General features: G+C 64.9%; 20 protein-coding genes and 2 riboswitches. Of the genes, 5 read left to right on the plus strand and 15 right to left on the minus strand.

Features of this window, described 5'->3' with window-relative positions:
• The gene (locus tag IEW81_RS03465; RefSeq protein ID WP_244902367.1) at positions 1-1,611 is read right to left on the minus strand and encodes a peptide ABC transporter substrate-binding protein; all 1,611 of its coding nucleotides are present in this window, start codon (positions 1,609-1,611) and stop codon (positions 1-3) included.
• A gap of 359 nt (positions 1,612-1,970) precedes the next feature.
• On the opposite strand from IEW81_RS03465, the gene IEW81_RS03470 reads away from it, so the two are divergent.
• On the plus strand, positions 1,971-2,732 hold the full coding sequence (locus IEW81_RS03470; RefSeq protein WP_097060486.1) for a CPBP family intramembrane glutamic endopeptidase: 762 nt from the start codon (positions 1,971-1,973) through the stop codon (positions 2,730-2,732).
• A 241-nt stretch (positions 2,733-2,973) separates the two neighbouring features.
• On the opposite strand, the gene gcvP is transcribed toward IEW81_RS03470, so the two are convergent.
• The 4 genes from gcvP to IEW81_RS03490 form a co-directional block, all read right to left on the minus strand.
• Positions 2,974-5,868: an aminomethyl-transferring glycine dehydrogenase gene (gcvP, locus tag IEW81_RS03475; protein WP_097060485.1), complete on the minus strand. Its 2,895-nt coding sequence runs from the start codon at positions 5,866-5,868 to the stop codon at positions 2,974-2,976.
• On the minus strand, positions 5,868-6,239 hold the full coding sequence (gcvH, locus tag IEW81_RS03480) for a glycine cleavage system protein GcvH (protein WP_097060484.1): 372 nt from the start codon (positions 6,237-6,239) through the stop codon (positions 5,868-5,870). The genes gcvP and gcvH overlap by 1 nt, the downstream gene beginning before the upstream one ends.
• Positions 6,240-6,241: 2 nt before the next feature.
• Positions 6,242-7,387 carry a glycine cleavage system aminomethyltransferase GcvT gene (gene gcvT / locus IEW81_RS03485; protein WP_097060915.1) on the minus strand — a complete coding sequence of 382 codons (1,146 nt, stop codon included), beginning with the start codon at positions 7,385-7,387 and terminating at the stop codon, positions 6,242-6,244.
• A gap of 19 nt (positions 7,388-7,406) precedes the next feature.
• A riboswitch (glycine riboswitch) is annotated at positions 7,407-7,518 on the minus strand.
• A 25-nt stretch (positions 7,519-7,543) separates the two neighbouring features.
• Positions 7,544-7,647, minus strand: a riboswitch (glycine riboswitch).
• 57 nt (positions 7,648-7,704) lie between these two features.
• Positions 7,705-8,352, minus strand: a complete 648-nt coding sequence (locus tag IEW81_RS03490; RefSeq protein WP_097060483.1) for an LON peptidase substrate-binding domain-containing protein — start codon at positions 8,350-8,352, stop codon at positions 7,705-7,707.
• A gap of 190 nt (positions 8,353-8,542) precedes the next feature.
• Between IEW81_RS03490 and IEW81_RS03495 the strand changes: the two genes are divergently transcribed.
• Positions 8,543-8,989 (plus strand): DoxX family protein, encoded by a 447-nt coding sequence (locus IEW81_RS03495; protein ID WP_097060482.1) that lies wholly within the window; start codon positions 8,543-8,545, stop codon positions 8,987-8,989.
• On the opposite strand, the gene IEW81_RS03500 is transcribed toward IEW81_RS03495, so the two are convergent.
• The 3 genes from IEW81_RS03500 to IEW81_RS03510 all read right to left on the minus strand — a co-directional run bounded on the left by IEW81_RS03500 (position 8,986) and on the right by IEW81_RS03510 (position 11,699).
• Positions 8,986-10,572 carry an ABC-F family ATP-binding cassette domain-containing protein gene (locus IEW81_RS03500; protein WP_097060481.1) on the minus strand — a complete coding sequence of 529 codons (1,587 nt, stop codon included), beginning with the start codon at positions 10,570-10,572 and terminating at the stop codon, positions 8,986-8,988. The two genes, IEW81_RS03495 and IEW81_RS03500, sit on opposite strands and share 4 nt — an antisense overlap.
• A 162-nt stretch (positions 10,573-10,734) precedes the next feature.
• Entirely contained in the window at positions 10,735-11,244 is a 510-nt protein-coding gene (locus IEW81_RS03505) for an SOUL family heme-binding protein (protein WP_097060480.1), read from the minus strand.
• Between the two features lie 32 nt (positions 11,245-11,276).
• Complete coding sequence (locus IEW81_RS03510; RefSeq protein ID WP_229671220.1) at positions 11,277-11,699, minus strand: Lrp/AsnC family transcriptional regulator; 423 nt, start codon at positions 11,697-11,699, stop codon at positions 11,277-11,279.
• Between the two features lie 135 nt (positions 11,700-11,834).
• Here IEW81_RS03510 and ocd point away from each other — a divergent pair, with 135 nt between their 5' ends.
• Entirely contained in the window at positions 11,835-12,866 is a 1,032-nt protein-coding gene (gene ocd / locus IEW81_RS03515; RefSeq protein ID WP_097060478.1) for an ornithine cyclodeaminase, read from the plus strand.
• Positions 12,867-12,872: 6 nt separating this feature from the next.
• Positions 12,873-13,802, plus strand: a complete 930-nt coding sequence (gene ctlX, locus IEW81_RS03520; protein WP_097060477.1) for a citrulline utilization hydrolase CtlX — start codon at positions 12,873-12,875, stop codon at positions 13,800-13,802.
• Between the two features lie 29 nt (positions 13,803-13,831).
• On the opposite strand, the gene IEW81_RS03525 is transcribed toward ctlX, so the two are convergent.
• The 7 genes from IEW81_RS03525 to IEW81_RS03555 all read right to left on the minus strand — a co-directional run bounded on the left by IEW81_RS03525 (position 13,832) and on the right by IEW81_RS03555 (position 19,457).
• On the minus strand, positions 13,832-14,779 hold the full coding sequence (locus tag IEW81_RS03525) for a Ppx/GppA phosphatase family protein (protein ID WP_097060476.1): 948 nt from the start codon (positions 14,777-14,779) through the stop codon (positions 13,832-13,834).
• A 69-nt stretch (positions 14,780-14,848) separates the two neighbouring features.
• Complete coding sequence (locus tag IEW81_RS03530) at positions 14,849-15,523, minus strand: SDR family NAD(P)-dependent oxidoreductase (protein ID WP_097060475.1); 675 nt, start codon at positions 15,521-15,523, stop codon at positions 14,849-14,851.
• Between the two features lie 149 nt (positions 15,524-15,672).
• Positions 15,673-15,828 carry a hypothetical protein gene (locus IEW81_RS03535; RefSeq protein ID WP_179691823.1) on the minus strand — a complete coding sequence of 52 codons (156 nt, stop codon included), beginning with the start codon at positions 15,826-15,828 and terminating at the stop codon, positions 15,673-15,675.
• 34 nt (positions 15,829-15,862) lie between these two features.
• On the minus strand, positions 15,863-16,408 hold the full coding sequence (locus IEW81_RS03540) for a uridine kinase family protein (RefSeq protein WP_143544655.1): 546 nt from the start codon (positions 16,406-16,408) through the stop codon (positions 15,863-15,865).
• A gap of 80 nt (positions 16,409-16,488) precedes the next feature.
• A complete protein-coding gene (locus tag IEW81_RS03545; RefSeq protein ID WP_097060473.1) occupies positions 16,489-16,746 on the minus strand; it encodes a DUF4190 domain-containing protein in 258 nt (85 codons plus the stop codon).
• A gap of 52 nt (positions 16,747-16,798) precedes the next feature.
• Positions 16,799-17,872 carry a redox-regulated ATPase YchF gene (gene ychF, locus IEW81_RS03550; RefSeq protein ID WP_097060472.1) on the minus strand — a complete coding sequence of 358 codons (1,074 nt, stop codon included), beginning with the start codon at positions 17,870-17,872 and terminating at the stop codon, positions 16,799-16,801.
• Positions 17,873-18,458: 586 nt separating this feature from the next.
• Positions 18,459-19,457, minus strand: a complete 999-nt coding sequence (locus IEW81_RS03555; protein WP_097060471.1) for a CPBP family intramembrane glutamic endopeptidase — start codon at positions 19,455-19,457, stop codon at positions 18,459-18,461.
• 122 nt (positions 19,458-19,579) lie between these two features.
• Here IEW81_RS03555 and IEW81_RS03560 point away from each other — a divergent pair, with 122 nt between their 5' ends.
• On the plus strand, positions 19,580-20,164 hold the full coding sequence (locus tag IEW81_RS03560; protein ID WP_097060470.1) for an exonuclease domain-containing protein: 585 nt from the start codon (positions 19,580-19,582) through the stop codon (positions 20,162-20,164).
• Positions 20,165-20,239: the final 75 nt, after the last annotated feature.

Here is a 20,239-nt window from a genome sequence, read left to right on the forward strand (position 1 = left end):
TTACTTGGTGATCTCGTGGTAGATCGGTACCGAGTTCCAGCCGAACTGCACACCGCTGACGCCCTGGCTGTATGCACCGGTCGCGTTGGCGTACCAGAGCGGGGTGGCGGGGAGGTCCTTCAGCAGAATTTCCTGAGCCTGCTGGAAGAGCTTGTTGGCCGCCGTGATGTCCGGCTCCCCTGCGCCCTCCCTGAGCAGACCGTCGAATTCGGCGCTGGAATAATCACCGTCGTTCGAGCCGGCGTCCGTCGCATAGATCGGGCCGAGGAAGTTGTACAGGGCCGGGTAGTCGGCCTGCCATCCTGTGCGGAACGCCGTCTTGATCGTGCGGTCGGTGATCTCGGTGCGGATTGCTGCGAACGTCGGGTACGGGTTGCCGGATGCCTCGATGCCGAGTGTGTTCTTGATCGAGTTGCTGACCGCTTCGACCCAGCCCTGGTGGCCGCCGTCAGCGTTATAGCTGATCTGGAACTGTCCGTCCCACGGTGAGATGTCGTCGGCCTCGGCCCACAGCTTCTTCGCCTCGTCCGGGTTGAATTTCAGCACGTCAGCGCCCTTGAGGCTGTCCGAGTAGCCGTCGATCACCGGCGAGGTGAAGTCGGTGGCCGGGGTGCGAGTGCCCTCGAAGATGACGTCGGTGATCTGCTTGCGGTCGATCGACATCGAGATCGCGGCGCGACGGAGCTTGCCCTCGTCACCGGCGAAATGAGGAGCGTCCTGCGGAATCGTGAACGACTGGAAGACAGCGGCAGGCTGGTTGATGGCGCGGTCTCCGAACTCGTCCTCGAAGGACGCGAAGGCGCTGTCTGGCACGGCATCGAGCACATCGAGGTTTCCACCCTGGAGGTCGGCGTATGCCGCATCCTGTGTCGCATAGAAGATGAAGTCGACTCCGCCGTTCTGCGGCACGCGGTCACCCGTGTACTCGGGGTTCGGAATGACCTTCAGGCTGACGTCATGTTGCCACGCGCCTTCGCCGTCGAGCATGTAGGGTCCGTTGCCGATCGGGTTCTCGCCGAAGGCAGCGGGGTCTGCCAGCGCCTCTGCCGGCAGCGGGAAGAAGGCCGAGTAGCCGAGGCGCAGTGGGAAGTCAGATTCCGGCTGCTTGAGCTTTACGGTGAAGGTGGTGTCATCGACGACGGCCAGCCCCGAGAGTTCGCTGTCTTCGTCATAGCTGAAGCCTTCGATGGACTCGAAGAAGTAGCTGCTAAGCTGCTCGTTGCTGAGCAGGGCGCCGTAGTTCCAAGCGTCGACGAAAGAGGATGCTGTGACTGCCTCGCCGTTGCTGAACTTCTGGTCTGCCTTGAGCGTGATGGTGTAGTTCTGGGAATCTGTCGTCTCGATCGACTCTGCGACGTCGTTCTTCGGCGCTCCAGTTGCGTCGTAGTAGACGAGACCCGCGAAGATGCTGTCGAGGATCTTGCCGCCGCCGACTTCGTTGGTGTTGGTCGGGATCAGCGGGTTCTGCGGCTCAGAGCCGTTGACCGTGATGACGGCGGTGGAGTTGCCGCCGCCGTTGTCGCCCGCGTCAGGGGCGGAACAGCCTGTGAGCACGAGTGCCGCGGTCAAAACGAGGCCTCCTGCTGCTGAGGCGATCTTAAAGGTTCTCAATTTTCCTCCTGGTGAAAGATGAGCGAACGACGTGGCATCGTGAGCGACGGCGCGCTGGGTACCGCACCCGAATGGGGGGATACCCTTCTCAAAACTGTAGACGGAAACGTGAAGCTCGAATGACGCGTAGGTGAATTTCTCTCTTGTCCTGAAGAATTGTGCTGTCGAATCGTTCTCGCACACATGAATGTTGCGCCGATATCGCTCTCGCGCCGTTAATCCGCAGCGGGATCGGCGTAGCATCGGGTCGTGAGCAACGCGGCACTGTCGGAAACTCCCCGAGCTTTCCCCCTCAGGATCCCCACCTCCATATTGGCTCCGGAGTGAGCCGGGCGCTGCCGGGCGTCAGCAATGGAGGGATGTCGCGGCGCAGGCTCTGGGCCGAGATCGGCATCGTGCTCGGGCTCTCGCTCGGGGCGTCCGCTGCGTACTCGGTCGTATCTTTTGTAGACAAATTCACGCGGGAAAAGGCTCTCTCGCAGCAGACCACCTCGATCAACAATTCGCTCAGCGACCGGCCCACTTTCGACCTGACCTACCAGGTGATGGCCGTATTCTTCGATCTGGTCCCGGTGGCTCTGGTGGTGTTCCTCCTCTGGCAGGTATCCCGACCGCACCTCGGCCGACTGGGGATCGACTTCACGCGGCCCGGACGGGATTCACTCACCGGATTGGGACTGGCTCTCATCATTGGCCCGGGCGGAATCGCCGTCTACCTCGGCGCGGTGGCGTTGAATGCCAACACGGCCGTTAACCCCTCAGCTCTCGACACCTACTGGTGGACGATACCGGTGCTGCTCCTGCGCGCCATCGACGCCGGCGTCACCGAAGAGGTGATCGTCATCGGCTACCTCTTCGCCAGGTTGCGCGATCTCGGCTGGGGCACGTGGCGGATCATCATCGGCGCCGCACTTTTGCGTGGCACCTACCATCTCTACCAGGGCTTCGGCGCATTCATCGGCAACGTCATCATGGGGTTGCTGTTCGGCTGGCTGTACAGCCGCTACGGTCGGGTGCTTCCGCTGGTGATCGCCCACGTCATCATCGACTCCGTGATCTTCATCGGCTACCCGTGGGCCGCGACGGTGTTCCCGCAGCTGTTCGGCCTGCCCGCGGCCTGAGCCCGGCATCCACCCCTGTCCCGGGTCTGAGGTGCGGGTCTGAGGTGCGGGTCTGAGGTGCGGCGATTGCATGCTCCCGAGCGCCAGGAAACTGCATTTGCCGCACCTCAGCGGATTATCCGCAGATGGTGATGTCAGTTCCCACTGATGTCAGTCTGAACTGACATCAGTGGGACGAGGCGGTGTGGCCGGAGGCAGTCCGCCCGGCGGGCACGCGCCATGAGGCGGGCACGGAACGGGGTCAGTCGGCGAAAGCCTCGATCGGCGGGCACGCGCACACCAGGTTCCGGTCGCCATATGCATTGTCGATGCGCCTCACCGGTGGCCAGTATTTGTGGCCGATCAGCGAGCGCAGCGGATAGACCGCCTGCTCACGCGAGTAGGCGTGCTCCCACTCCCCCTCGATCACGGCCTGCGCGGTATGCGGCGCGTTCACGAGCGGGTTGTCATCGGCGGGCCAGACTCCGGATGCCACGGCGTCGGCCTCATCCTTGATCGCGATCATCGCATCGATGAACCTGTCGATCTCGGCGAGGTCTTCGCTCTCAGTTGGCTCGACCATGAGGGTACCCGCCACCGGGAACGACATCGTCGGCGCGTGGAATCCGTAGTCGACGAGGCGCTTGGCGACATCGTTGTTGTCGATGCCGGTCGCCTCCTTGAGCGGCCGAAGGTCGAGGACGCACTCATGCGCGACGAGCCCGTTGTCGCCCGCGTAGAGCACCGGATAGTGATCCCGCAGACGCACGGCGACGTAGTTTGCCGCAAGCACGGCGGCTCCGGTGGCGGCCTTCAGGCCATCCAGCCCCATCATTCGCACATAGGCCCAGGAGATGGGCAGGATGCTCGGGCTGCCGTACGGCGCGGCGCTGACGGGCCCGCCACCGTGTACGAACTCGCCAGCGCGACCGCTGTCTAGGTCGAACGCGGGGTGCTGCGCGCTCTGCGCCATCGGGTGCCCAGGAAGGAACGGGGCGAGGTGGGCCTTCGCCGCAACGGGGCCGACACCCGGGCCGCCACCGCCGTGCGGGATGCAGAAGGTCTTGTGCAGGTTGAGGTGGGAGACGTCTCCGCCGAAGTCGCCGAACCTGGCGTACCCGAGCAGGGCGTTGAGATTGGCTCCGTCGACGTAGACCTGCCCGCCCGCCTCGTGCACCGAGTCGCAGATCGCGCGGATCTCATGCTCGTATACGCCGTGGGTCGAAGGGTAGGTGATCATGAGCGCTGCGAGCGAGTCAGCGTGCAGCGCGATCTTGAGCTTCAGGTCGTCGAGGTCGACGTTTCCGAGACTGTCCGTGGCAACCACGACGACGCTCATCCCGGCGAGCACCGCGCTGGCGGCATTCGTGCCGTGTGCGCTCGACGGGATCAGGCACACCGTGCGCTGGTCGTCGCCGCGCGAACGGTGATAGCCGCGAATCGCGAGCAGCCCCGCGAGTTCGCCCTGGCTACCGGCGTTCGGCTGCAGCGAGACCGTGTCGTAGCCGGTCACTTCGGCCAGCCAGGTCTCGAGGTGCGAGATCATCACGAGGTACCCCGAGACATCTTCCGCCGGCGCGAACGGGTGGATGCCCGCGAACTCCGGCCACGTGACCGACTCCATCTCCGTGGCGGAGTTGAGCTTCATCGTGCACGAGCCGAGCGGGATCATCCCGCGGTCGAGCGCGTAGTCCTTATCGGCGAGGTACTTGAGGTAGCGCATCATCGATGTCTCACTGCGGTGCGTGTTGAATACCGGGTGGGTGAGGTAGTCGGAGGTGCGCTCGAGTGCTGCCGGGATCGAGTGCGGTCCCGTCGTGGACACGACGCCGGCATCCAGCCCGAAGGCGGTCGCAAGATCGTGAGTGCTGGGCCCGGCCGCGCCGCTGTGCGGCTGCGAATTGACCTCGTCGAAGCTGAGCCGCACGGTGTCGTTGTCGACAAGGTGCAACAGGATGCCGCTGGCCCGTGCCGCGGCGACGATCGAGGTCGCACGCCCCGGAGTGCGCACCGTCAGCGTGTCGAAGTAGTGCTCGTGTGCGAGCTCGAACCCTGCTGCGGTGAGTCGCGCGGCGAAGAATTCGGCGGCATCCCGAACCTGCAGCGCGATGCGCTTCAGACCCTGGGGGCCGTGGTAGACCGCATACATCGAGGCCATCACCGCGAGCAGCACCTGTGCTGTGCAGATATTGGACGTGGCCTTCTCGCGACGGATGTGCTGCTCGCGCGCCTGCAGGGTGAGTCGATAGGCGGGGTGGCCGACGGCATCCTGTGACACGCCGACGAGCCGGCCCGGCAGCTGGCGTTCGAGTCCCTTGCGCACGGCCATGTAGCCGGCGTGCGGGCCGCCGAATCCCATGGGCACACCGAAGCGCTGGGTGGTGCCGACGGCGACATCGGCGCCGAGCTCGCCGGGCGAGGTGAGTAGTGTGAGGGCGAGCAGGTCTGCGGCGACAAGTGCCAGGCCGCCGTTCTGCTTGACTGCGGCGATGGCTGCTGACGGGTCGACGATGCGACCGGATGCGCCGGGATACTGCACGAAGATCCCGAATGCTTCTGGCATCGTGGCCAGGATGTCGCACTCGACAAGCTCGATTCCGACGGCCTCCGCGCGATTCCTGAGGATCGCCTTGGTCTGTGGCAGGGCATCCGAGTCGACGATGAAGACGTTCGATTCGACATCGGATGCGCGCCTGGCCAGCAGCATCCCCTCGACGACGGCGGTGCCCTCGTCGAGCATCGACGCGTTCGCGGTGGTCATGCCTGTCAGATCCGAGATCATGGTCTGGAAGTTGATGATGGCTTCGAGGCGGCCCTGCGAGATCTCGGGCTGGTACGGCGTGTATGCGGTGTACCAGCTGGGGTTCTCGAGCACGTTGCGCTTGATGACCGCTGGGGTGATCGTGTCGTAGTAACCGAGGCCGATCATCGACCGGTTGATCGTGTTGTGGTCGGCGAGCGCGCGGAGTTCGGCGAGCGCCTCACGTTCGGTGGCGGCATCCGGGATGCTGGATCGAACCGTCGGCGACACCGCGATGGATGCCGGAACGGCGGCCGTGACGAGCGCCTCGACGGTGTCATAGCCGACCGCGGCGAGCATCGCGGCCTGGGCCGTGGCATCCGTTCCGATGTGGCGCTGTGCGAATTGGTCAGTCATCACTCGCCCGTCAGTGCCGTGTATGCGGCGAGGTCGAGCATCTCAGGCAGCTCGGTGAATCGCACCTTGACGAGCCACCCTTCACCGAAGGGGTCGCTGTTGACGAGCTCGGGGCTGTCGCTGACGGCCGCATTCGCCTCGACGACCGTGCCATTCACGGGCGCGAACAACTCACCGACGGACTTGGTGGATTCGATCTCGCCGACCACCGTTCCCTCGACGAGGGTCGAGCCGACCTTCGGCAGTTCGACGAAAACGATGTCTCCGAGCTTCTCGGCGGCGTAGGCGGTGATGCCGACGGTCGCAACATCTCCGTCGACGAGGATCCATTCGTGTTCAGCCGTGTACTTGAGTTCGTTCAGGTCAGCCATGGTCATGCCTCTCGCTTGTAAAAGGGAAGTGCTACGACGGATGCCGCGACTCGCGACCCCCGCACATCTATTGCCAGCTCGGTACCCGGTGCACTCAGGCCCGGATCGACGTACGCCATCGCAATCGGGTGACCGAGTGTGGGCGACAGCGCGCCGCTCGTAATCGCGCCGACCTCGACGTCACCGTCGAACACGGCGTACCCCGCCCGGCCGGCGCGCTTGCCCTCGGAGACGAGCCCGACGAGCACCCGCGCCCCGTCGGGGGCACCGAGCTCTGACGCCTGGCGACCGACGAAGTCGCCCTCCTTCTTGAGGTTCACGACCCTGCCGAGCCCGGCCTGCACAGGAAGGGTGTCCAGCCCGAGTTCGTGGCCGTACAGCGGCATTCCTGCTTCGAGCCTCAGGGTGTCCCGGCTCGCGAGCCCGGCGGGCTGGAGGCCGAACGGCTGCCCGGCAGCCGTGAGCGCCGCCCAGAGTGCCGCCGCTGCATCCGCCTGGATGTAGAGCTCGAAGCCGTCTTCACCCGTGTACCCGGTGCGGCCGACCATCAACGGCACCCCGTCGAAGGAGCCGTTGGTGCTCCAGTAATACTTGAGCTCGTCGAGCTGGATGCCAGTGATTCCGGCGGTGGCCGCGATGATCTCCCGTGACCGTGGGCCCTGCACGGCGATCAGTGACACCTCGTCACTCTGGTCATCCACTGTCACATCGAAGTCGGATGCCCTGGACGCGAGAGCCTCGACGACGGGGACGCGGTTGCCGGCATTGGCGACCACGAAGAAGGAGTCATCAGCCCTGCGGTAGACGACCAGGTCGTCGATGATGCCGCCTGCCGTGTCGAGCAGGAGGCTGTACCTGGCCTGGTCGACCGCCACCGCGGAGAGCTTGCCAGCGAGCGCGAAGTCGAGGAAGGCCGCCGCATCGGGGCCGTGCACCAGGATTTCGGCCATGTGGGAGATATCGAAGATGCCTGCCGCCGTGCGGACGGCGTGGTGCTCGGCCAGGTCGGAACTGTAGCGAACCGGCATGAGCCACCCGGCGAAATCGGTGAAGCTGGCTCCGGCGGCCGCATGAACATCGTGCAGTGGCGACTGTCGGGGCTGCGCTTCTAAAGCCGGTGAATCATCGGTCACGGAGTTCTCCTGTATGCATGGCTGCGGGCGGAACTCCCCCTCTGTCATCGGCCTGAGAGTTTCGCGACCACGAGTGTGAACTCGGGATGGCTTTCACCGTCGGCGGAAGCAGTGCTGTTTCCAGTTTGCTTCGCTTTTCAGAGTGGCCGTGCCCACGCGCCTCAGCGGGGACAACTCGATGCGGTACGGGAACCTGAGAGATTGGCGGGGAGGCTTGCTCCTTCGGTGCCGTCGACAGCGCGTGGCACAGTCGTCGGCTCTCCCGCATCGTGTGGCGGCCAGATGTTCAGTTGTGCGGCCAGCCTAGCAACTGTGGGCGACTCCCGGCCGTGTCACGGCTCGGGAAAGTCGCCGTCATCGGCGCCATCCTCCATCCAGGATGACGCGAGAGTGAGCTCGACCCCGAGCGTGTGTTCCATGATGCCCTCGAGCAGTTCGGACATCGTTGCCGACCTGAGCAACCGGATCTGGTCGAGCGGACCGAGTGGTGCGATGGCCGCGAGCTGCCATACGTGCGCCACGGGGTCATCCGAAAGTTCCACATCAGGAGACCAACTGAGGTCTGAGAACTCACTGGCCCTCGAGAGCGTTCGGCGAACGAGCTGCTCGGCGCGCTCCCTCAGCGGCAGCAACGAATCATCCCATTCGAGGTCGGGCAGTTCGCTCACCGTCGCGCTGGGGTGTGGATCCTCGTCGAGCCACTCCTCGATCGTGATGCGACCCTGCCCCTCGGCGACGAGACCGATAAACCCCTCCGCCGCCTCGAGCTGGACGATTCTCGCCATAGTTCCCACGGAGAATCGTTTCTCGCCACCGCCCACCTCCTGGCCGCGCTCGATGAGGACGACCCCGAAATCAGAGGGCTCGTCCTGCAGCACCCTTGAGAGCATCACGATGTAGCGCTCTTCGAAGATACGAAGACTCAACGGCATATGCGGAAACAGCACGGAACCCAGGGGAAACATCGCCAGAGCAGTCATCCCCCCAGCGAACCATGCATCGCACCCTGTTGCCAGCCCCAGACGGACACGATTGGCTACGAACAGTGGGGGAAGGGCTTGTCGAGCGGTTATCGGTCTACCCCATCACCGCGTCGGAGATCCTGTTCGGCACCACAATTCTGGTGATCGCCTGGTCGCGCAGGGCCGCCCGATACCCCAGAGTTGTCTCATGACGATCGCATCCGGCACCGCACCCTCCCGATCGAGTTCGGTGGGTCGCACCATCGGCAGGGTGCTGCTCGGGCTGTTCCTGGTCGGAGCCGGTGTCGGGCATCTCACCATCGCGCGGGAGGGGTTCCAGGCACAGGTGCCGCCATGGCTTCCGTTCGACGTCGACTTCGTCGTCGTGGCATCCGGAATCGCGGAGATCACTCTCGGGCTCGCCCTGCTGCTGCTCACCCGATACCGGATCGCGGTGGGCTGGATTGTCGCGCTGTTCTTCCTGGCGATCTTCCCCGGAAACATCTCGCAGCTGTTCGTGCACACCGCTGCAGAGGGTTGGGACAACGCCATGGCCGTGGCACTCGGAGTACGCCTGCTGTTCCAGCCGCTGTTGGTGCTCTGGGCGCTGTGGTCGACGAGTGCGTGGGCGTGGTGGAGAGGGCGCCGCTCCTAGGCGACGCGAACGTCGATCTCGCCGGGTTCGGCGCCGTCTGCTCCGAACACTAGGAAGCGATTCGCGATCTTGTCTGTGAAGAACCTGTCGTGGCTGACGACCACCACGGCGCCGGGGAAGTGAACGAGCGCGCGCTCCATCACCTGGGTGCTCGCCATGTCGAGGTGGTTGGTCGGCTCATCCAGCAACAGCACGGATGCCCCCGACAGCAGGCATTGCGCCATCGCCACCCTCGCGCGCTGGCCACCTGACAGGTTGCCGATGCGCTGCTTCAGGTCGGCCTCGGAGAACTGGAACATCGCCAGGAACCGGCCGACCGACTTGCGCGTTGCCGTCAGAGCGAGGCTGTTCGGCATCGCGTTGACGGCGTGCGTGACGGTGTCGTCGTCGTCGAGCTCGTCGAGCACCCTGTTGTACGAGACGACGTCACTGCCCTTCGTCCAGACGGTCTCCCCCGTGTCCGGCTTCTCGTCCGTGAGCACGCGCAACAGAGTGGACTTCCCGCTGCCGTTGGATCCGAGGATGACGATGCGGTCACGCCGACGGATCTCGAAACTGAGGTCGGAGAACAGCACACGGCCGTCGTATGACTTGCTGATGCGATCGACCCGGCAGAGCACATCCTTGATGTGCAGGCCTCCGTAGATCTCGGTGATGATCTGGTCGACCGGCCGAGGAGCCCGGCTCTTCTTGATGTTCGACAGCTGCTTGTCGAGCCCTCGGCTTGCTGCCTTCGCCGCCTCTCGACGGTCGGCGATGCCCTCGGCCTCGAAAGCGAGCAACTCCGACTCGTGCACGAATTGCTGTTCGAGGGTCTTCAGCCTGAATTGCTTCTGCACCACATACTCGCCGAAATTTCCGGGGTACTCGTGCAGGTGGAAGTTCTCGACCTCGATGATGCGGGTGACCACGGAATCAAGGAAGCGCCGGTCATGCGAGACGATGATGGCGGCGCCGTGGAAGCCGCGGAACCAGGCCTCCAACCACTCGACACCCGCGACATCGAGGAAGTTGGTCGGCTCATCAAGCAGCAGCACGTCGGGGTCTTCGAGCACGATCTTGGCGAGCGCCGCGCGGTTGCGCCAGCCACCCGACAGGTCGTCGATCGCGCTGGTGCGATGCGCCTCGGTGAAGCCGAGGGTGGTGAGCGCCTGGTCGATGCGACGCTTGTAGTCCCAGCCGTCGAGGCGATCCATGTCTTCGAAGAGGGCCGCCTGGCGATGGATGAGCGCGTCGAGGTTGGCGCTCGTGTCGGCCGCGATGGTCGCATCGATGCTCGCGAGCTGGGTCTCGATCGCCCTGATGTCGACGAACAGGTCGTCGAGAACCTCGAGGATGGTCGCGGAACCATTCAACTCTGAGAACTGGGAGAAATAGCCGAACTTCATGCCCGGTTCGATCGTGACGCTGCCACTCGTCGGAGCGAGCTGCTCGAGTACAAGCTTCAATAGCGACGACTTGCCCGAGCCGTTGCGACCGATCAGCCCGACACGGTCTTTCGGCTCCAGCCTGAAGAACGCCTCCCGCAGCACCTGCGTATTCTCGATCCGCAACTCGACATCGTTCAACCTGATCAGGCTCATGCTCCGGCTCTTTTCCTCAGTCGATCACTCCAGCCGTAGCCTCGATCTCCACCAATTGTCCCGGATACCCGAGCACCGTCACGCCAATGAGCGTGCTCGGCACCTCGTGCGCGCCGAATCGCCCTACCCTGCCGAGCCTGCATTCCCCGCACGGCCTCGCAGTCAGTCGGCGAGTCGCAGGAGAGCCTCGTTGCGTCGCAGGAATCCAGGCTTCCACGGAGCGTCGTATCGCGCGAAGTAGGGCACCCCGACGGGGCTGAAACCGGATGCCGCCACCGCCGCCGCGAGCCTCAGGGCGTTGTCCGCGAAGCGGGCCTCATCCGCACCACCGCTGAACCGGCGAGCCGCGACACGACCGGCAGGCGCCACCCTGGTGCGAACACCCGCTCCGGTCGGGATTGGGACCGACGCGGCATCCATGTCGTCAGGAAGCACGAAGCTCACGGTGTACCGCTCCCCGACGGGCGCCTGGATTACCGGGGCCGTCATCGCCACCTTCGTGTTGCCCGCGTTATCGCCACTGATGTAGCTGATGAGCGGCCTGAACCCCCGATTTCCGGCCTCGAAGAAGTCACCGCCCACATCGACCTCGACGAGCAGGTGCTCCGGATAGCTCCGCACCTCGAACCCGTCATGCTCGCTCTCGACGACGTACGGCTGGATCTCGGTCATGCGGCAGTGTACGTCCGCACGATGGGATGCGCCTAGATCATCACCGAGCTGAGCAGCAGGCTCGTCTCGCTGTTGACGACACCATCCAGCGACCGGATGCGCGCCAGCACTCCATCGAAATGCCCCAGTGTGTCGGTGCGAAGCTCTGCCACGAGATCCCACGCGCCGTTGGTCGTGTGCAGCGTGTGCACCTCCGGGAATCCGCGGAGCTGGCGGATCACGTCATCGGTCGTTCGACCCTCCACCTCGATGAGGGACACCGCGCGTATCGTGTCCGGGTCGTTCTCGACGCGCACCCTGGCCGAGAATCCGAGGATCGTGCCCGTGTCCAGCAGCCGGTCCAGCCGGCTGGTGACCGTGGTCCTGGTGACCCCCAGCTCCCTCGCGAGCACCGCCACCGGCTCGCGGGCGTTGGTTCTGAGTAGGCCGATGAGACGTCGATCCAGGTCATCCATGTGCATATTGTATGTTGACTATTGGCAGTTCGCGCATGGACTACTCCAGAAGATCACTCTCTGATCATTGTTGCTGCATACTGCTCATTCGTAGGCTGGCAATACGAGATTGTCGTACGAGATTAGGGAGAAATCATGGTGCGCTTCGTCGACGTAGGAAACATGAGCCGCTGGATCGCCGCCACCGGCATCGAGTCGATCATCACCGGCATGGTGGGCTACCTCGAAGAAGACTTCGCGCGCTGGCCCATCTTCGACAAGTCCGCTCGGGTCGCGAGCCACTCCCCGCTCGGCGTCATCGAGCTCATGCCCACCAGCGATGGCGAGACCTACGCGTTCAAGTACGTCAACGGGCACCCCTCCAACCCCTCGCGCGGCCACCAGACGGTGACGGCCTTCGGCGTGCTCGCCGACGTGAGCACCGGTTACCCGACCTTTTGGGCCGAGATGACCCTGCTCACAGCGCTCCGCACCGCCGCGACATCGGTCTTTGCCGCACAGCTTCTCGCCCGCCCGGAATCGACCGTCATGGCGATGATCGGCACCGGCACGCAGGCCGAATTCCAGGCCCTCGGCTTCCGCGCCGGCCTCGGCATCACGACCCTGCGCGTGTGGGACACCGACCCGGCGGCGCTCGACAAGTTCATCGAGAACGTCACCCCGCTCGGCTTCGAGATCATCAGGGCGACGGATGCCGCCGACGCCGTCCGCGGAGCCGACATCGTCACCACCTGCACGGCGGACAAGGCCAACGCGACCATCGTCACCGACGAGATGATCGAGCCCGGGATGCACCTCAACGCGATCGGCGGCGACTGCCCGGGCAAGACGGAACTGGATGCGGACATCCTGCGTCGATCGGACGTCTTCGTCGAATTCCCCGAGCAGACCCGCATCGAGGGCGAGATCCAGCAGGTCGAGGCAGACTTCCCGGTGACCGAACTCTGGCGCGTGCTGGTCGGCGAGGCCACCGGGCGCACCACCACCCAGCAGGTGACGGTCTTCGACTCCGTCGGATTCGCGATCGAAGACTTCTCCGCACTCCGGTACGCGCGCGACGCCGTCAATGGCACCGACTTCTTCACCGAGGTCGACCTGATCGCCGAGCCCGCCGACCCGAAGAACCTGTATTCGCTGGTCGCGGCAGCTGCCGCCGTCCCCGCCTGACCGCACGTGAGCGTCCAGAGCCCGTCGGCAGTCGTCCTGATCCGACCCCACCATTTCGGGCCGAACCCGGCGACCGCGCTCGACAATGCTTTCCAGTCGGTCGATCCGACACGGGATGCTGCGGCGATCGCCCGCGATGCGTACACCGAGAGCACCCTGCTGGCCGAGGCGCTGGAGCAGGCCGGCGTGCAGGTGCACCTCTTCGAAGACACGGAGAGCGTGCGGCCTGACAGCGTGTTTCCGAACAACTGGTTCTCCACGCACCCCGGAGGTCGCATCGCGGTGTATCCGATGTATTCGCCGAACCGCCGCACCGAGCGCCGAGCCGACATCATCGAGCTGCTGAAGGAGCGGTTCAGGGTGCAGGACATCATCGACTTCTCGGGGCTGGAACACGACGGCATCTTCCTCGAGGGAACCGGCGCGATGGTGCTCGATCACACGAACCGGGTCGCATACACGGCCTCGTCCCATCGCGCCGATTCGCTCGCACTCGAGCGATTCTGCGCCACCTTCGGCTACGAACCGATGATGTTCGTGGCCAGCGACCCACGCGGTACCCCGATCTATCACACCAACGTGATGATGTGCATTGCCACGGAGTTCGTGCTCGTCGGGCTATCGCTCATCGAAAATCCCCGGCGCCGCCAGGAGGTCGCCGACCGGCTGACCGAACCCGGTCGCCAGCTCATCGACCTCAGCGCAGACCAGGTAGCCGACTTCGCGGGAAACGCGATCGAACTGCGGTCGCCACAGGGCAGGATCCTGGTGATGTCGGCTCGCGCCGCCGCAACGCTCAGGGTGTCGCAGCGGAAAGTGATCGAACGCAGTTGCCGGATCGTGACTGTCGACATCCCCACGATCGAGCTCGCGGGGGGCTCCGTACGGTGCATGATTGCGGGCATCCACCTCGACCGGAGGCCTGTGCTGGTCTAGCTGGCGCGGGCCCAGGGGTGCAGCGCGAATTACGCACCAAGCGACAAGGCGACCCCATCGAGGATGTCGTGTTCACTCGTGGTGACGAACTCGAGCGGGCGCCCGGCCGCGGCGGTGGCATCCGCCACCCGCTGGAGCACCGTCGACCAGATCACTGCACCGGCACCGATGACGTCGACCCGGCCAGGGTGCATGAAGGGCAGTGCAGCACGCTCCGCACGCGGCATTCGACTGAGTAGGTCGCACGCGTCCATGACGGCGTGCAGCGGCAATCGACTGCCGCTGATGGCGATCGGGTCATAGGAGTCCAGGCCGAGGGCGAGCGCCGTGATGGTCGTGACCGTGCCCGCGACCCCGATCACCTCGGCAGCCTGCGACACATCGACGGTGCCGACGGCGATATCCAGTGCTGCGTCGACATCGCGACGGATGCTGGCGAGCTCGGACGGCAACGGCGGATCGTTGTGCACGTACCGCTCGGCGAGGCGCACGCATCCGATGTCCATCGAGTAGGCGGAGTCGGGCATGCTGCCGCCCAGCACCAGCTCAGTGGATCCGCCGCCGAGGTCGACAACGAGATGCTGCATCCCCGGCACGTTTTCGAGAGCCGTGAGTGCGCCGCGAAACGACAGCGCCGCCTCCTCTACGCCGGGGATGACCTCGGCCGGCACCCCCAGGATCGCGGCGACGGCATCGGTGAACTCGGCCCGGTTCGCGGCATCCCGGGTCGCCGAGGTCGCCACAAACCGGATGCGCTCAACGTGGTGCTCGCGGCACAGCTCGGCGTAGTCACGAACCGCCGAAAGGGTTCGCTCCAGCGCCTCCGCACCGAAGCGACCAGTGCGGTCGACACCCTCGCCCAATCGCACCAGGCGGAGCGTTCGCACGACGTCACGCAGACCGCCACGCCCGTCAGCATCGGCGATCAGCAGCCGGATCGAGTTCGTTCCGCAATCGACAGCGGCAACACGGGTCATGCGAGGCTCCCCCACTGGTTGGTGCAGCGGGACTCCACTACATCGCCGTTCAATCGTGCCGTGCGGCCGCTACTCCCGACCATCCTCGAGCGGGATGAGCATGGTGCGGAACGGGCCAGCAACGGCATGGAGCTGCCAGATGCGATCGGCGACGTCGTCGATACTGTTGGGAAGCTGAAGCTGCGGGATGCTCCCCGGGATCACGAGTTGACTCACGCGGATTCCCTCACCCTCGAGTGCGTCGTGAAGCATCTCTCCGTAGGCGCTCGCGGCCGGGAACGCGATCGATGTGCCTGCGTAACCGGCGCGTGCCTTAACCGAGCTGCCGCCATTGATCAGGATGACGCTGCCATGGCCCGCCTCGCGCATCGCCGGCAGCACCACGCGCACAGCGTGGATGAGTCCGAGAGCCGAGAACTGCAGTGCTTCCAACGCCAGCTCCGGAGTCATGTCGAGCACCGGCTTCAGGTAATCGCGCGACGGGAGCGGGCTGTACTGCAACGCGGTGACGGGCCCTAAGTGTGCCACGGCGCGCGCAAGCGCATCCTCAAGTTCCGCCGGCACCCGCACGTCCGCGGCGAAACCAACGGCGGTCACGCCGTCGGCCAAAAGCTCAGCGGCCATGGTGTCGAGCTTCGACTGGTCCCGCGAGATCAGGGCAACCGAAAATCCTTCACGCCCGAACCTGCGTGCAACTGCCGCTCCGAGTCCGGGTCCAGCTCCAATAATTGCGATGACCGACATAGCCGTCCCTTCGATCGATGATGGTGTGGTCTCTCCAGTCTGGACTGTTTCGCCGTCGGCTGAGGCACGCTCGTAGGTGCCGCGGGTCGGGAAACCCTCGCCGCCTGCACGGCCGGAAGCCTCAGTCGGCTTCAGGGTTCTGGCGGAAATTACTCGACTCGCAGAGCCTTGCCCCACTCGCCCCTGAAGTTGATCAGCCCACGGATGACGGCCCACAATGCGAAGAACGCCACCATGGCGGCGACGGCCGCAACAACGCTGAGAAATCGTGCGCCTTTCGCGACCGAATGCCCTTGCGATGGCAAGAACCAGGACGCAACCCAGCCTCGCAGCGGACCTTCATTCTTCACCCGACAGCACGAGGTCGGCTCCCTGCCGCGGCCGCTGAGCGGCCACCCAAGAGTCTTCCTGAGCCATCCACTCACGCCATTGAGCCAGAGCGTCTTCTCCGTCTCGATCGAGCCCACGTTTCAGGCGAACCTCCCGCCGGGTTTCGATCCATATGCTGACGTCGAGGTACGAACGAAACTCCTTGCGAGATGACGAGACGCCTTCGAGGATGATGGTTCCAGTCGGGCGGACCTCTTTCCACTCGCAAAGAATGCGGTGTCTCCAGTCATAGCGCTGAAACCTCGCCATTTCCCCCCTGCGAAGAGGTTTGAGCACCTCGTCGCGCAGGCGGGGCCACCACTCGAGAGGCTCATCCGCACTGGCGAAATCGTCGGTGTGAATTAGCTGAGCAGCGAGAGTCGGTGCGAGAAGCGCTGCGAATGTGGATTTGCCTGCCCCGCCGAGGCCATCGATGGCGACAATCCGCACCGGGCGCTCAGAGTTGAGTGCAATCTGCTGCACGAGTGTTACGGCCCGTGAAAGCTTCCCATCCATGCATCTCCCAAGATCTATTTTCCGGAGCGGAAGTCAGCCAGGTAGCAGCTACTCAACCGTGCTCGCGCAGGATCGACCTTCTAGCCCGACACACCGCTACGCGTCACCGCAGTCGCAAAAAGAGAGAGCCAGACGATGAGGAAGGCCAGTTGGAACAGCGTGCCCAGAATACCGATGACCACCGCAGCACGGGCGAGCCCTCGACCGGACTCTCCGCTTACCTCCATTTGTTTGCGCGCCAGCACGCCCAGCACAATGCCGACTACGGGGAGCATGAATGAGGCGATGAACCCGACGAGTGCGAGGGTGTTGGTGCGAGGCACCGGAGTCGTTGTCATACGCGATCTTGGCACCGTTGCGAGCCCGCCGGGTGCAACGCACTGAGGCGCGCTAGTTGTTGAAGCGGAACTCCACCACGTCGCCATCCTGCATGACGTAGTCCTTGCCCTCGATGCGGGCCTTGCCCTTGGCGCGGGCTTCGGCGATCGAACCGGTCTCGACGAGGTCGGCAAAACCGATGACCTCGGCCTTGATGAAGCCCTTTTCGAAGTCGGTGTGGATGACGCCCGCGGCCTGCGGAGCCTTCCAGCCCTTGCCGATCGTCCAGGCGCGCGACTCTTTCGGCCCCGCCGTCAGATACGTCTGCAGCCCGAGGGTGTCGAAGCCGATGCGCGCGAGCTGGTCGAGCCCGCTCTCCTCCTGGCCGGTCGAGGCGAGAAGTTCAGCCGCGTCCTCCGGTTCGAGGTCGATGAGCTCCGACTCGAGCTTCGCGTCGAGGAAGATGGCCTTGGCCGGAGCGACGAGGGCTGCCAGTGTGGCAAGAGCCGAGGCATCCTGCAGCACGGCCTCGTCGATGTTGAAGACGTAGATGAACGGCTTCGTGGTCAGCAGGCCGAGCTCGCGGATCGGCTCGGTGTCGATTCCGGATGACGACAGCGGATTGCCCTCGTTCAGCGCCTTTTGTGAGGCCAGGGCGGTCTCGAGAACGATCGGCTCGACGCGCTTGGTCTTCACCTCTTTCTCGTACCGGGTGACAGCCTTCTCGAGGGTCTGCAGGTCGGCGAGAATCAGCTCGGTGTTGATCGTCTCCATATCGGAGGCGGCGTCGACCTTGCCATCGACGTGGATGACGTCGGGGTCGGCGAAGCCGCGGATGACCTGCGCAATAGCGTCAGCCTCGCGGATGTTCGCCAGGAACTTGTTGCCGAGCCCCTCCCCGACGGATGCGCCCTTGACGATGCCGGCGATGTCGACGAACGAGACCGGGGCGGGCAGGATCCGCTCGCTGGAGAAGATCTCGGCGAGGACGTTGAGTCGCTTATCGGGCAGGTTCACCACGCCGACGTTCGGCTCGATGGTGGCGAACGGGTAGTTCGCCGCCAGCACCTGGTTCTTGGTGAGCGCGTTGAAGAGCGTCGACTTGCCGACGTTGGGAAGACCGACGATTGCAATAGTGAGAGCCACGAGGGTCAATGGTACCGGGCTGCGGGATGACACCCACACTGCCCAACATGCGGTCCGCCACCGATATGAGAGCCACGGAGGTGCCTGCGGAGTGTCGGCAGAGTTCAGCCTTTCGCATGAGGCTGCTGCTTGTGGCCCTGTTGCTCGCGGCTCATTCCGGGCGTGCGGTGAGCCCTTCTGCGCCGAGCCATCGTCAATGCCAACTCCCGGGCCATCGGCGAGGTTGTCCACGATTCTCTCGCGGCGCTTTCCTCCTCCCCTGCTTCCGATCATTACTCCCTCGAGTCGGATCCGGCGAACCAGCGCAGATTCCGGGCAGCAGGGGCGATGCAGACAGCGATCGGTCCATCATCACGATGATCATCACGCCGTCGGACGCGGGCACGCGGGCTGCGCGCTGCCGGCTGCTGCTGCCGCATCGATGCCGCAAACCGCTGAGTCGGTCATCCTGCGCAGTATCACCGAGGTGACGCAATGTGCGGTCACACCGGTTCGATGACCGCCGCTTGCGTCACCTCGGTGTGTGCTGCTTCGGTGCGGGCTGCCTCGGTGCGGGCTGCCTCGGTGCGGGCTGCCGCCTGCGGCGCTAGGCCTGTGGCGAGTTGGGCTGGGGATGCGCCAGCGGTGCGCGCATCCGCTGCTCGATCGCGGGGGCGGTGGTCTGCACCCGGTTGCGGCGAGCCCACAGGGTGCTGATGCCTGCCGCCGCGAGGCACAGGGCCATCGGGATGAGAATGAAGGGCCCGCCGGTGCCCGCGCTGCGGTCGATGCCCTGGTCGAGCTGGCCGAGCAGCACCGCGGGCAGGAAGAGGAGCACGTTGTTGGTAGCGTGGATCAGGATGGGCGCCTCGAGCCCGCCGGTGCCGCGAGCGGCGAGCGACATCGAGACTCCGAAAATGAAGTAGTACGCGATCAGCCAGGGGTCGCCGGCCAGGTGAGCGAGCGCGAACAGGGACGACGCGATGAGCGTAGACACGACGAACGCGGTGGCGGGATTTTGAAACCACGATCCTGCAGACCGCTGGATCAGCCCGCGAGCACCGAACTCCTCGCCTGCCGCCTGCAACGGCGTGGTGAGGATCACGATGGCGATCATGATGAGCACGGTTCCGTCGATGGCCACGAACTCGACCGGCCCGATCAGGACGCTGGCACCGATATAGAGGATCCAGACGGGGACGATGATGAGCGCGAGACGCCCCATCCACTTCCAGCGGAAACGACCGGCGACCGAAGCGAGCGTGCCCACGCGGGCCCCGAAAAAGAGTCTCTGCAGCCCCATCGCGAGCGGGATGGTCAGCGCGAGGGCGACGTTGGTCGAGAGCAGCACGCCCGGCGTGAACGGCACGAGTCCCGAATTGATCTGATGGAGGGTGATAGCGCCACGGGCGATCTCGATTCCGATGCCGAGACCACCGATGACGATCGACAGCAGCAGGAAGCCGATCACGAGAAGAAGGATCGCCACAATCCCGCGCCAGGCCCCGCGGATGCGGCTGAGGGCGTGATCGTAGGTGACGTTTTCGACGGTGGGCTGCGCCTGCGTCGGCGGTGGCATATCGATGAGATTCTGTGGATCGCTCATGCCTCTACGGTACGTGGTGGGCGCTGGGAGGGATCCCCCGCGTGCCGGAACTACCCCTCCCTCGCAGGAAAAAGCGGCGTGGGCACCACTCACGTGTCCGAGGCGCGTGCCACTATCGAGTCGTGCCCCTGGACTTCACTGCGATCGACTTCGAGACTGCAAACGGGTCGGCGGCGAGCGCCTGCTCGGTCGGCATGGCGAAGGTTCGCGACGGTCGCGTGGTCGACACGGCGTACTGGCTGATCCGGCCGCCGCTGGGCCATGACGATTTTCTCGAATGGAATGTGCGCATCCACGGCATCATGGCAGTGGATGTCGCAGACGCCCCGCTCTGGAGCGAACAGCTGCCCGGCCTGCTCGAGTTCGCCGCCGGCGACCACCTGGTCGCGCACAATGCCGGCTTCGACATGGGAGTGATCGCGGCAGCCTGCGCCGCGTCGTTCCAGCCCACCCCCACCCTCGACTACCTATGCAGCCTGCAGGTAGCCCGAAAGACCTATCACCTCGACTCATACCGGCTGCCCGCCGTGGCGATGGCCGCGGGCTTCGAAGATTTCGAGCATCACAATGCTCTGGCGGATGCGCTGGCCTGCGCCGCGATCATCGTGCACGCTGCACGGCGGCACGATGCATCCACCATCGCCGAGCTGAGCGAGTCGGCCGGTTCGCCGATCAAGCGGCTGGGCGCTGCAGCTGTCGCGCGTTGACACCGACTAACGCCGCGGGGGTTTGGCGACGCCGCGCACGTTCCAACCTGTGCGGCATTACCAAACCCCCGCGGC

This window comes from Salinibacterium xinjiangense (assembly GCF_014645015.1).
In the GTDB taxonomy this organism is placed as follows: Bacteria; Actinomycetota; Actinomycetes; order Actinomycetales; family Microbacteriaceae; genus Rhodoglobus; species Rhodoglobus xinjiangensis.

What these genes read in the sequence shown, in the direction of transcription:
- gcvP (WP_097060485.1), bottom strand. Translation starts at nt 5,868, where the DNA reads ATGACTGACCAATTCGCACAGCGCCACATCGGAACGGATGCCACGGCC.
- IEW81_RS03555 (WP_097060471.1), bottom strand. Translation starts at nt 19,457, where the DNA reads ATGAGCGATCCACAGAATCTCATCGATATGCCACCGCCGACGCAGGCG.
- IEW81_RS03510 (WP_229671220.1), bottom strand. Translation starts at nt 11,699, where the DNA reads ATGGATGACCTGGATCGACGTCTCATCGGCCTACTCAGAACCAACGCC.
- gcvH (WP_097060484.1), bottom strand. Translation starts at nt 6,239, where the DNA reads ATGGCTGACCTGAACGAACTCAAGTACACGGCTGAACACGAATGGATC.
- IEW81_RS03495 (WP_097060482.1), top strand. Translation starts at nt 8,543, where the DNA reads ATGACGATCGCATCCGGCACCGCACCCTCCCGATCGAGTTCGGTGGGT.
- ocd (WP_097060478.1), top strand. Translation starts at nt 11,835, where the DNA reads ATGGTGCGCTTCGTCGACGTAGGAAACATGAGCCGCTGGATCGCCGCC.
- IEW81_RS03470 (WP_097060486.1), top strand. Translation starts at nt 1,971, where the DNA reads ATGTCGCGGCGCAGGCTCTGGGCCGAGATCGGCATCGTGCTCGGGCTC.
- IEW81_RS03525 (WP_097060476.1), bottom strand. Translation starts at nt 14,779, where the DNA reads ATGACCCGTGTTGCCGCTGTCGATTGCGGAACGAACTCGATCCGGCTG.
- IEW81_RS03530 (WP_097060475.1), bottom strand. Translation starts at nt 15,523, where the DNA reads ATGTCGGTCATCGCAATTATTGGAGCTGGACCCGGACTCGGAGCGGCA.
- IEW81_RS03540 (WP_143544655.1), bottom strand. Translation starts at nt 16,408, where the DNA reads ATGGATGGGAAGCTTTCACGGGCCGTAACACTCGTGCAGCAGATTGCA.
- IEW81_RS03500 (WP_097060481.1), bottom strand. Translation starts at nt 10,572, where the DNA reads ATGAGCCTGATCAGGTTGAACGATGTCGAGTTGCGGATCGAGAATACG.
- IEW81_RS03545 (WP_097060473.1), bottom strand. Translation starts at nt 16,746, where the DNA reads ATGACAACGACTCCGGTGCCTCGCACCAACACCCTCGCACTCGTCGGG.
- IEW81_RS03505 (WP_097060480.1), bottom strand. Translation starts at nt 11,244, where the DNA reads ATGACCGAGATCCAGCCGTACGTCGTCGAGAGCGAGCATGACGGGTTC.
- IEW81_RS03490 (WP_097060483.1), bottom strand. Translation starts at nt 8,352, where the DNA reads ATGACTGCTCTGGCGATGTTTCCCCTGGGTTCCGTGCTGTTTCCGCAT.